Origin of the sequence: Leptolyngbya sp. FACHB-541, assembly GCF_014695875.1 — a bacterium.
GTDB lineage: Bacteria > Cyanobacteriota > Cyanobacteriia > Elainellales > Elainellaceae > JAAUTN01.
In genome coordinates, this window is sequence record NZ_JACJPC010000119.1 from 102,634 (window position 1) to 115,064 (window position 12,431).

Below are 12,431 nucleotides of genomic sequence, written 5' to 3' on the forward strand. Positions count from 1 at the left end.
AGAACCGTTTGTATAATCCTAAGTTAAGGGATTAACTTAAATCTGTCGTCAACTCAAAGTTCTTATTTGCAGTAACAGAAAGATTGCTCACCGGGTTAGTCCAGGGTATTGAGGTCATATCAAACTTAAGTTCAGGTTTACGTCACCGCGACGCAGTCAGTCGAGTCATCAATTGACGTTCTTAGCGAGGCAACGGTTGTGATAACTGAGAGAAAGCATTGGAACTGGACAAGGCTAGCAGGTTGGTGCATCAGTGGGGCGATCGCCAGCATCCAAACTCCTGCCCTTGCCCAGCTTAATCTCACGCCTGACACGGCTCCTGATCGTGACCTGGAAACTCGCATTGAGAGACTAACGCCAACAGTTGATCAAGTTCGTGGAGGAACTCAACAGGGTTCTAATGTTTTTCATAGCTTTGAGGAGTTCAATATTCCCGAAAATCGTTCTTTGTACTTTGAAAACTTAAGTGGAGTTAGAAACATCCTGAGTCGAGTGACTGGATCTGATCCATCTGATATTGAGGGGACTTTGGGCGTAGGAGAACCCGGCAACTTAGGTAACGCTAACTTGTACTTAATTAATCCTAATGGAATTATTTTTGGCCCAAACGCTCGGTTAGACGTCAATGGATCATTCGTCGCTACAACGGCTAACGCGATGGAGCTAGGGAGACGAGGGCTATTTAGTGCTTCTCAGCCGGAGACCTCATCACTACTCAACGTCACACCTACTGCGTTTCTATTTAACCAAATTGCGAATCAGCCGTTAAACTCCATCACGGTAAATGGTGAGTTAACTGTGCCTACGAATCAAAGCATTCTGCTTGTAGGTGGCAATCCGTTTCCAAGCGATACTGCAAGCGGTAGAGTACTGTTCAACGATGGGCTACTGAAAGCGCCAGCAGGACGAGTAGATGTCGCCGCCGTTGCAGAGCCAGGTCGAGTTGGACTTGACATTCAAAGTGGTCTCTTGTTTCTGCGATTTCCAGATAGTTTAGCGCGATCGCCCATCACCTTAATCAACGAAAGTACGATCGACGTGAGAGAGGCACCTGGAGGCGCTATTGCCATCTATGCGAGTGACTTCAACCTGCTCAACACCAGCTTTTTGCAGGGAGGCATTGGTCAAAATGCTGGTTTCGTCGGAGAGCAAGCCGGGGATGTTGTTGTGAATGCATCGGGTCGCGTTTTTCTGAATCAGGGAAGTGCGATCGGCAACTCTATACTGCAAGGCTCTACGGGGCGGGCGGGCGATATCATTGTCACTGCAAATAACCTACATCTAGACGGCAGCAGCCCAACTGAAGGTTTGACTAGACTTGTCAGCCGACTCAGACCTGGCAGCTCTGCCAATCCTGCGGCGGAAGGACGAGGCGGTGATATCCTTGTTTCTGTGAGCGATCGCGTTTTACTCACCAATGGTGCTGCTATTAGCACTACTACCGATGGCATTGGAGATGCAGGCGACATTCAAGTGAGAGGCGATCGCATTCATTTTGACGGACAGACTGAAAACTTTGTTTTTGACCCAGAAGTGCCTGAGGAACGCTTTCGCTCTGAAAGCGCTGTTTTTAGTGCTGTTCGGGGACAGGGCGATGGCGGTCAGGTTCAGCTAGAAGCGCGATCGATCCGCTTTACTAACGGCGGCGGCGTAAACACCAGTACTTTAGGTGAAGGAGATGCTGGCAGTGTTACTGTGATTGCGGACGACATTGTTTTGCAGGGGGTTGGCGCTGACTCTCAGTTTCGCTTCAGCGGCATCTATAGTCGGGCTGAGACAAATGCAGAGGGGGGCGGCGGCGGTGGTGTGATTCGCATTCAAACAGGGTCGCTGTCTATTCTAGAGGGTGCCACTATTACGGCTGCAACGCTAAGTGAGGGAGATGCTGGTAAGTTATTTGTCACTGCTGACAGATTTATCCGGGTGAGCGGAGTAAATGCAGACGGAAGTCAAAGCCAGTTAAACTTCAACACCTCAACCGCGGGGGACGCAGGGGAGCTAGAAATCAACACTCCTCGGCTGATGGTATTAGACGGAGCAAACGTTTCTGCCCTAACTTCTGGAGCAGGACGAGGCGGCATTTTAGAGGTCAATGCAAGTGAGTCGATTGTGGTAGACGGACGCGGTAGCCGTCTCTCATTTGATACCTTAGGGAGCGGTGATGCACGAGGAATCAGGCTAGAAACAGAGAATTTGCGGGTGCAAAATCAAGGCATCGTTACAGTGAGTAATGGGCAAAACGGTACAGGGAATCCGGGAAATTTAACCGTGTTTGCAAGAACAATTACCCTGCAAGATCAAGGTTCTCTTAGGACTGAAACGCGCTCAGGCAGCGGTGGCAACATTGACCTGAATGTGGAGGAGTTAACGCTACTGCGAAATCGCAGCCTGATTTCTGCTTCTGCAAGTGGGTTTGCGAATGGTGGCAATGTCACGATTGAAACTCCTAATGGGTTTGTGCTTGCTGTTTTGTCTGAAGACAGTGACATTGTAGCCAGTGCTGATGCTGGAAATGGTGGAGCTGCCCGCGCTAGAGCAGCTGGAGTGTTTGGCTTTCGCCAGTTTCGGGAACAACGAACCCGTGAAAGTGATTTCACGGCAAGCTCAGTTCTGGGAATCGATGGAACTCTAGACATCGATACAGAGGAACGCGAATTTGAAGAGCTAGAAGGCACTCCAGTCACGGCTGAAATTGCTCAAGGCTGTACGGCAAGGGGCAACCAAACCCAAAGTGAGTTTGTTGTGACAGGGCGCGGTGGGTTACCGTCTAGTTCAGATGAGGCGATCGCCCCGGATGCCGTTCAAGTTGACCTGGTTACTCGTACGGTTGAGGAGGTAAATTCCGCTGAGGGCGATCGCTCTAACAACTCTGAAGAGAATACAGAGCAGGATAGAAATCAAATCATGCTTCAAACCCATGCTCCAGTTGTAGAAGCTCAAGGCTGGATGCTGGATGCTAATGGTGAAGTCGTTCTCACTGCGGCTGTACCCCTCACTACATCTCAAAACCCCTGGCATCCTGTTGGTTGTCATGCCTCTCAGTGAGAATTCCGCTAAGTGTAAGAATTCCGCTAAGTAGAGGAGGGAAAAAGGTGAGAAACAGTCAAGCCTCAAAAAACCGCTTACTGCGACGCTTGCCGAGGTACATGCAGGTGAGAGTGCGGTGTTTAGCAACATCGCTGTTTCTGGTAGTTCTGTTTTTAGGAGCAGCGATTCTACCAACTTTCGCCCATGTCGTCACTGAGAATTTAGTGGTTCAAAGTTTGCCTGATGCAGAAATGCTAGACCAGCAGGGGCGGCAATTCTATCAGACAGAACAGTTTGCCGAATCAGTTTCAGTTTGGCAACGGGCAGCGATCGCCTTCCAATCTACGGGAGATGTGTTGGATCAGGCAATGGTGTTGAGTAACCTTTCTCTCGCTTATCAGCAGCTTGGACAGTGGGATGAAGCGGAGGAAGCAATTCGGCAGGCGATCGTTCTCACTTTTAATTCCTATCAAGGGGAGCGATCGCCAATTCTAGCTCAGGCCCTAGATGTGCAGGGTCGTTTGTATCTATCGCGCGGACAGGCTGAGTCTGCGGTTGAAACTTGGCAGCAGGCAGCCGATATTTACATTCAGTTAGGTGACGAAACTCTACTCACTCGCAACCAGATCAACCAGGCTCAAGCGCTGCAAAGTTTAGGATTTTATCGTCAGGCACAGGAGCAATTGCGCGAAATTGAGCAAACGCTGCAAAGTCAGCCTGATTCTGTGCTGAAAGTGACTGGGCTACGGAGTTTAGGTAATGTTTTGCGAGTCATGGGCGATTTGGAAGGAGCGCAACAGGTGTTGCAGAAAAGTTTTTCGATCGCAGAATCAATTTCGGACCCTCAAGCTATGAGTGACACATTACTTAGCCTCGGTGATGTTGTCCGGACGCAACAAGACTATCCGACTGCTTTAACGTTTTACCAGCAGGCTGCTGAGACGGCACCTGCACCCCTACCGCGAATCTCGGCTCAACTGCGTCAGTTTAGCCTCTTGCGAGAAAATGAACAGCTAGCAGGTGAAGGGGGTAACACGGCTGAGAACTTATTTCCTCAAATTCTACAGCAGCTTGCGGATCTGCCGCCCAGTCGTAGAGCAGTTTATGCTCGGATCAATTTGGCTGAAAGCATGATGGGAAGTAGAGATTGGGAAGTAGGGATTGGGCAGGGGTTTGATCAGGTGGTTGGACTGCTGAATACGGCGGTGCAGCAGGCTAGGAAGTTGGAGGATTCACGGGCAGAAGCGTATGCGCTGGGCGTGTTGGGGGAGGTCAATGAACGTCATCAACGGTGGGGTGAAGCGGAGGATTTGACCCAGGAAGCATTGTTCATTGCTCAACAGATTAATGTCCCTGACCTTGCTTATCGGTGGCAGTGGCAGTTGGGACGGTTGCTAAAGCAGCGGGGGGAAGAGGAGAGGGCGATCGCCGCTTATCAAACTGCGGTTGAGAATCTTAACCTGGTTCGCAATGATTTACTCTCTATCGATTCAGAGGTGCAGTTCTCCTTTCGAGATGATGTGGAACCTGTCTACCGAGAACTGGTGGAACTGTTGATCACAAGTGGCAACGATGAGGTGAGGCAAGATTATCTTGAACAAGCGATTCGACAGGTGAATGCCCTTCAGGTGAGTGAATTGGAGAACTTTCTGCGCTGTAATTTGGCGATCGCCACAGACATTCCTCAGGTTGATCCAACGGCAGCAATTTTTTACCCAATCATTTTGCCCAATCAGCTAGCAGTAATCTTGAGGTTGCCAGAAACGGGGCAGCTACAGATTCACATCAATGCGATCGCCCAAACCGAGGTTGAGCAAACCTTAGACCAATTACGGCAAGAACTGGGACGACAGTATGTGTCTCCAGAAGGGGAAGCTTTATCGCAACAGGTTTATGACTGGCTGATCCGTCCGTTTAGTTCAGCGCTCGCAGCAAGCAATGTAGAAACACTGGTGTTTGTTTTAGATGCTGCATTACGCAATGTGCCAATGGCAGCACTGCATGATGGGCAGCAGTATTTGGTTGAACAGTATGCGATCGCCCTCACTCCTAGCCTGCAGTTATTCGCCCCTGAACCACTCACCAAAATTCGGCTCAATGCTTTGACTTTTGGGCTTTCTGAGGTTAGAAGTAACTTTCCGCCTCACCAAAACTTTACTCCTCTTCAAAACGTAGAGACAGAACTGCAAGTCATTCAGGCTCAGATTCCAAGTGAGGTCTTTCTGAATCAGGAGTTTACTCAAGCAGCGCTGGAAGAACAGGTTAGCACTGAGCCGTTTTCTGTGGTTCACTTAGCAACACACGGTCAGTTTAGTTCTGACCCACAGCAAACTTTTGTTTTAGCCTGGGATGGTCAAATTGATGTCAACACACTAAGCAGCATCTTGCAGCGTCGGGACCAAAGCAGCACAGAGGCGATCGAATTACTCATCTTGAGTGCCTGTCAAACTGCTGATGGTGATGATCGTGCCACATTGGGTTTAGCTGGAATCGCTGTGCAATCGGGCGCACGCAGTACACTCGCCACATTGTGGAACATTGATGATCGAGCTACGGCTGAGCTAATCAGTCGCTTTTACCAGGAGTTATCCAGTTCAGGTACGCCCATCACCAGAGCCGAAGCACTCCGCCGCGCCCAAGTTGCGCTGATTCAATCTGGCTATCCAGAACCTCTCTTCTGGTCGCCTTACGTCTTAGTCGGAAACTGGCTGTGAGGTGCAGCAGTCTAGCAAAGGAGAATTGGTGATCGCCCCCAGCCCAACGGAATCGAGCAAACTAGTCCAATCAGTCTGTGTTGTAGAATTTGAGTCAGTCTGCGTTGCAGAATTTGAGTGAGTGGGACGCAATGCTGTTGCCTCAGTCAGCGCATCATGCCAGACTCCATGCTCGGCGTAAGCTCTAATTCGCTCTTGAGGAGATGTTGCTGCTGCAAGCTGACGGTTTAGCGCTGAATCGGGCTGAATCCGTTCAACAAATCCTTCTACGGCGGGACCTTGTCCCGGTTCCCCAGTCAACTCAACTTGAAAAACCCAGCGATGAACCTGATTCACCTCCAGAGAGTGAGTTAATTGAACGCCGATAATTCCAGATTCACCATTGAGGGAAACCTGCTCCGTATGAATGGGGCGATGGTTTTGATCTAGCAGCACAAATTTTGCGGAGACAGCAGAATTGCTCAATACAAATTCTGCGGAGACAGCAGAATTGCTCAATTCAGGCGGCAAATAAAACCAGAAAGTAGGGGTGTCATCGACGGTCAGCGCTAATAGTGAGTTTGGCTCAGAACAGCTCTGCGTTTGAGTGATGAGAGGTTCGCTACTGGGTACTAACGCAATCAATCGATTTAAACAAGAGCCAGGAGAGCGAGAACCCGTTGAGGTTTGACGGGCAGGTCTGCCTGTGTTCTCAAAGCCATCCGTTTGACTTGAGAAGTTAAAAATCAATGGTTCAGACAATGGTTCAGAATTTACAGAGCTGGAGGAATCACCTGACTGTGCCCAAACCAACACGGGCTGTAGCGGTACTCCTGTTAGCGCGACAGCTAATACAGAAATCCAGAATGTACGGTGAAGTAATAGGATCTTACTCATGATTTTAGGGGAATTACTCAATTTTAAATTCGTAATATAAGTGAGTTATTTAATTTCATTAGCCTCGTTCTAATACCAAATCCGTCTGTAGAGTAACGGTATCGGTAAGGGCGAAGCATTCGGTCACAATCCCTGTCACTGAAGCACAATTCTTTTGCCGAATGCTTCGCCCTTACACCAAATAGTGCTTCTTTACGAGATGGATTCCGTACAAGGCTTTACTTAGGAACGAGGTCTAAAGATTTTGTTATCTTAATCGTCTTATTTGAGTCGCTACACCTCCGCTTGAAATGATTAGCGCAAGAGCAGCAGGAACTAGAGGCAACCAGCCACCCCACAGCAGAAACATAAAACACACTCCATGTAAGATGACAAGACTCAAACAAACTGAGAGTCCTAATTTAAAGGTAGCCATGTTTGTTGTTCTTGAGAGTGAATATTTTTGGAAGGGCGACCGCCACCTCCACACCAGCATTCCTCCAATTCCAGCCCAGAACCCAATCCAGACGACTTCGAGCCCCTGTGGTAGCCACCACAGGGGCGATCGCTGATCGAGAACAGCACTAATGATCTGACTAATCATGTGCGCCTGAATCACAACCCCCGGCATTTCAGCCTGAATAAGCCCACTTCGGTAGGGCGTTGGATGTGAATCAACGTTGTCTATCGTGACTCCAATTAAAATAATGCGATCTTTAACCAGTTCTGCAAGCTGTGAGTTGCCAAGCGAACCATCCAAGATTTGCCGAAGCGGAATCTGGGTGAAAGCGGCCGAGCGGTAATTGAGCAGCGTCTGATATCCGTTTGCCTCAGCAGTCGAGAGTTGATATCCGCCTGTATTGAATTCCAGTTTTGGAAAGGAAAACCCTCCAACCTGTAGCACGCCAGCTTCTGTAAACTGTAGCGGCAGCACCTTTAACTGTTCTAAATAGGCTGTTGCCGCTCGCAAACTAAGGGATTGATTGGTCGGACAGTATGAGTCCGATGCCATTCCCAATAGATGGCGACGAATTACGTTATCGGGGTCAAGCACTGAATTGGTGAACCCTAAACGCTCGGCTGGCATATCCGGTGGCGGCAGAATTTGCTCATCATCTGCTTGACCCATTCGACAAACACTAATGATGTTTTCGCGTTGCTCTAAATAGGCTGCCAAACTCGGTTCAAACTCAAACTCATGATAAATGTCTGAAGCAATGATGCGGGGCTGATGCGGCTCTAGTTTTTGCAGCAGTTGAGCAAATGCCTGGTCAGAAAGGGATCCTTTTCGCTGCATACCTCTCTGCTCCTGATACTGCACATCTGCATCATCAATGGTGACAATAAGCAGTCGGTTATCGGGCGGCTCGGCGGGACGTAGCTGCATGAGTTGATCAAATGCCCGCAACTCAAAGGGTTGCAGTACTCCAAGCGATCGCACACCCACTACCAGGCTGGTCGCCAATACGCTAACCAGGCAAACCATCCTGATTCTTGAAAAGATTCTCTGTCGGCGCTGTTTTTTGGGCTGGGAAGGGGTTGCAGTTGTGGGGAGAATTTGAGGCGGTTGAGGTTGAGGCTGTAAGTGAGATGATCCAGCTTCGTCTACCTGCCCTCGTAAGCTCTGCCAACTCGGAGGAGACTCAGCCGGGTTCTGGCAAATCATGGGTAGCCACGTCGCGCAAGGATAGTTGTCTTCTAGCCCTTGCAGCCGCTCTCGTGCCTCTCGCACTGAGACATAAAGTGGTTGTCCTCCGGCAAAGGCAGCTAGAAAATGCCGCAAGAAAGTTTGAGCGACTTCATCAGGTACAGGTTCCCGCATGACAATCACCTGGGGAATGTGCAAATCCGCTAGGGATTGGGCTAATCCTAAACCATCACAAGAGTTGAAAATAGCAAGTTTCAAACCCTGGGCGATCGCCCGTTTGAGCGCGTATCTCAACTGTTCAAGGGTGAGGCGATCGGTTTGATTAAGTTGCAGCAGTCCTTTCTCACTACCGAAATCATCACTAGAGCTGTGACCTGCGTAAAAGAGAATATCCCAGCCTTGCCAGAGGTATTCATTTAACTCTTCCAGCGTTGGCTCTACTAAAAACTCAATTTCGGCATCGCTTGCAAGTTGCTCTAAGGCAACCCGATCCTTCTCAACATCAATTGCCTGACTGTTACCCAGAATGGCTAGGATTTTAACTTGAGAAGAATTCCGATTTATCGGTAGTCGATTTGGACGCTGATAGCTTGATGTACTCAGGGCCATTTCTGCTTTAGGATAATCCTCAAAAAGCTGCCAGAGATGCCAGGGCAAATGTCGCAATAGGGGATCGTTAGTTTCAATGATGAATCGCACCTGATCAGACGGCGCTAGCTGCGTTCGGAGCGACTGATCAATGCTGTGAAACGGCTCTGAATTTAACCAGTGATTCAATTGATCGAATAGCTGCTGACATAAGTCACTGAGTTCAATTTCAGACACGTTGGTAACATCTGCTGTCTCAATTTCTAGACGCAGCTCAAAGTCCAACCGTTGATAGAGCGCCAAATAAAGCAATCGCCACCGTCTGTAGAGTTCTGCCAACTGAGGAGCTGCGGCTAAACGCCCTATAAACTTCATTGGGTAGATGTCACTTTCGTCCCACAACTGAGCCGTAACGGACGCAAAGCCCTTACTTAAATTTCCTTCTCCGAGACTCAGGACAATTAACTTAACCATCACAACCTAAACAGTTCGCGATCGGACTTTAACCCTCAAACTTTAATCATCAAATTGTGAACATCTCCGTCAAACAAGTTTCATGGAATGCAACCTGAATGTCAAAACACTCTCCAGGCATTCCTCGAAACCTTTTGAGTTGAATGTAATTATCGTGGCTGCGCGATCGCACCTCTTGCAGCATTTCCCCGGATGGTGAGAGCAAACTCATTCTCAGGTCTGCGGGCAGATAAGTTTCTCCTCCCATGGGATGCATCTGGACTAAAATCTCCATTTGCAGCTTTGCTTCAGATGCGTTGATCTGTCCTGCGCTCGGCATGATTGCGACCATTAGCGCAACCGATCGCTCCTTCAGGCTTAACCCCAGGTCAATCAGCTTAGCTCGCTTCACCGTTGCCTCACTCAGGCGATCATTTCTAAGACTGACGGCAAAATGAGGTTGCCCAGGGAGTAAGAGTGAGTCAAGCGATCGCCAACTTGTTTCAAATAGGTTTTCAAGCCACTGGCTTAGATTCACCCGTTCATTCACCTGAGGGTTTGCCGATGGATTTGAGAAGACAGCAGGTGCAGATTGGCTCAAATGCTCTAGAAGTGAGTCGAGCGATCGCAACTGGCTCACGGGCACTTCTTCTACATTAGAAATCTCTGTAAAGCCTAACAGCGTTGCTGTTTGCAGCGATGGATCAAGCTGAACTGCGACGCAGCCAATTCGATCTGACCAAACTTCTGGTGGAATGTAAACCACCTGCACATCGGGCAGTACTGGACGACACTCTAGTTTGCCGCGATCGCAAACCTCCAAATCAGCGACATCCATTGCCGCCTGTATAACTGGATCACGGCTCTGGCTCGCTTCCCAATTGGTCTTAACGCCCATACAGCGTAAGTAGAAATTAACCGCAGATACTGCCAAAGTATTCAGATAAACTTGTTTGGCTTTAGCCGAATCGCGGTGCTGCCTGCGAAACTGTTCAGCCAAACTATGGTCTGACGGGCGGAGAGGTACAGTAAAAGTTGAGAGTTCTGATATCACCATAATATGCCTAGCTTAAATCGCATCATGAGTACAATATTCTTTTAGTCTGGTAGAGAACTTGGTTAAGCATCGGTAGTAAAAGCTGCTCACCGTTGGAATCTTCAAATCGAACTCGGCTGAAATTTCCTTCCAAGACTTTCCCAAAATTCGTCGCTGCAACAAGACCTGAAAAGTGGCTGCCGGATGATCTTTAATGTATTCTGCCTTCAAGACATCTTCTGGGTCTTGATCAATACAGGCTTTGAGCTTCTCCGTTAGCGTCTCCTGTGGCTCAGGCGCAGTGAGGTTATCCAGATCAGATAGCGTTACTCGCTGCACGTCTTGGCGACCTAAAACTTTTGGAATCGCTTCTCTAAAAAAACGCCGCTCTAGCAGCATGTTCACCCACGCCATCACGGTTCCTCGCTCTGGGTTATATCGCTCAACGTGTTGACAAATAAACAGCATGAGTTCCTGAAGCGCCTCATCGTAAATGTCCTGATAAAAACCAGAAAATTTACCTTGCTGGGGACGGCAAAGCCGACCCGATCGGAGAATTGCCTGCACAAGCGATCGCAACGCCGACTGCCGCTCCGGAGACAGTGGGGGATGCTGTTGGGCTGAGAGCGCGAGTTGCCCGAGCTGCTGATTAAATTCATCTAACTCCGTTTGATTCATGGGGAACCCTACAGTTGCAAGAACTGTTGCAAGAACTGTTGCAAGAACCGATGTAAACCTCTACTTATCTCTCGGCATAATAACTCCCAGTTTTATGCAAATTTTGCCGGGTTGTTGAAGAGATTTTGGTACTGCTTCCTCCTACCGCTCATCCTACCTGAGATGAACAAATGTTCTTAATCATCTCATCCTGTAAATTGCGACTTAAGACAGATCTTGGATCAAGGCGCTTTTAAGTTTTTGGGGCTTGTCGCGATCGCTTCTTAGCTCCAAAATTCTCCAAAGTTGGGTTGAATCATCGCTGCAAGATGTGAATGGTCTCATCCTTACTACCACTCACTAAAGTTCTTCCATCCGGGCTAAATGCTATTGAGCTTACGTCTCCTGAATGTTCAGAGAAAGTATTGATCAGCTTTCCAGTTTGCAGATTCCAAAGCTTAATGTCTCTACTACTGCTGGCAAGCATCTGCCCATCGGGGCTAAAGGCGATCGCCAACACTAAATTTGTGTGTCCAGAGAAAGTGCGAATTAGCTCTCCTGTTTCGATATTCCACAGCTTAATATCACCTCCACCACTAGCAAGCGTTTGCCCATCGGGGCTGATCGTCAGTGCTCTTACCTGCCGCAGATTGCCAGTGAGAGTACGAAGCAGCTCTCCAGTATTGAGGTTCCACAGTTTAATAGTTGTATCGTGACTGCTACTGGCGATCGTTTGTCCATCAGGGCTTATGGCAACGGAATAAACCCCCTTTTCATGTCCAGAAAGTGTGTGAATAAGCTGTCCCGTAGTCAGATTCCAAACTTTCACAGTATTATCCCAACTGCCACTCACGAGCGTTTGCCCATCAGTACTGATAGCAAGGGTTCTCACAGCTTCTGTGTGCCCAGTCAACTTATTTAGCTGTTTTCCATCTAGACTCCAAAGTTTAATGGTTTGATCGCTACTACCGCTAGCGATCGTTTGTCCATCAGGACTTATTGCAACTGCCAAAACTCGACCTGAGTGACCCGAAATAGTTTGATTCAACTCGCCAGAAGCTAAGTTCCAGAGTTGAATTAATCCGTTTTCGCTGCCGTTTACTAGAGTTTGCTGATCTGGACTGATGGCAACAGACCATAGCCAGCCCGCCCGTCCTAAAAGCGTTCGAATTTGAACATTTTGCCAGTTTGCACCCGCTTCACACTGCTGCAAGAGGCTTTCAAGTTCTGCATCAAAATTTGCGCGGTTTGCATGATCAAAAGCAGTTTGTGCAGTAGAAATACATTCCTCATAGTTTCTCTGTGCTGCTAATTGCTTAAGCTCTTGTCGTAATTGCAGGGCTTGCGATCGCCTCAATCCATACAACAACCCAAACAACACTAGACTTACACTAAAGCCCATTGCGATCAGCCACAAAGGTTTTATATCTAGAGATTTACGTTGCATTACTTA

At 48.5% G+C, this 12,431-nt stretch carries 7 protein-coding genes; 2 read left to right on the forward strand and 5 right to left on the reverse strand.

Annotated features, from left to right (window positions below):
- Positions 1-198 precede the first annotated feature (198 nt).
- Complete coding sequence (locus H6G00_RS26595; protein ID WP_190799029.1) at positions 199-3,045, forward strand: filamentous hemagglutinin N-terminal domain-containing protein; 2,847 nt, start codon at positions 199-201, stop codon at positions 3,043-3,045.
- 47 nt (positions 3,046-3,092) lie between these two features.
- A complete protein-coding gene (locus H6G00_RS26600; protein WP_199318720.1) occupies positions 3,093-5,741 on the forward strand; it encodes a CHAT domain-containing protein in 2,649 nt (882 codons plus the stop codon).
- On the opposite strand, the gene H6G00_RS26605 is transcribed toward H6G00_RS26600, so the two are convergent.
- From H6G00_RS26605 to H6G00_RS26625, 5 genes are all read right to left on the reverse strand, one after another.
- On the reverse strand, positions 5,721-6,617 hold the full coding sequence (locus tag H6G00_RS26605) for a DUF928 domain-containing protein (protein ID WP_190799030.1): 897 nt from the start codon (positions 6,615-6,617) through the stop codon (positions 5,721-5,723). The genes H6G00_RS26600 and H6G00_RS26605 overlap by 21 nt on opposite strands.
- A gap of 247 nt (positions 6,618-6,864) precedes the next feature.
- Positions 6,865-9,306 (reverse strand): CHASE2 domain-containing protein, encoded by a 2,442-nt coding sequence (locus H6G00_RS26610; RefSeq protein WP_190799031.1) that lies wholly within the window; start codon positions 9,304-9,306, stop codon positions 6,865-6,867.
- 49 nt (positions 9,307-9,355) lie between these two features.
- On the reverse strand, positions 9,356-10,342 hold the full coding sequence (locus H6G00_RS26615) for a DUF1822 family protein (RefSeq protein ID WP_190799032.1): 987 nt from the start codon (positions 10,340-10,342) through the stop codon (positions 9,356-9,358).
- 12 nt (positions 10,343-10,354) lie between these two features.
- Positions 10,355-10,999, reverse strand: coding sequence for a sigma-70 family RNA polymerase sigma factor (locus H6G00_RS26620; RefSeq protein ID WP_190799033.1), 645 nt, complete (start codon positions 10,997-10,999; stop codon positions 10,355-10,357).
- 295 nt (positions 11,000-11,294) lie between these two features.
- Positions 11,295-12,425: a WD40 repeat domain-containing protein gene (locus H6G00_RS26625; RefSeq protein WP_190799034.1), complete on the reverse strand. Its 1,131-nt coding sequence runs from the start codon at positions 12,423-12,425 to the stop codon at positions 11,295-11,297.
- Positions 12,426-12,431 lie beyond the last annotated feature (6 nt).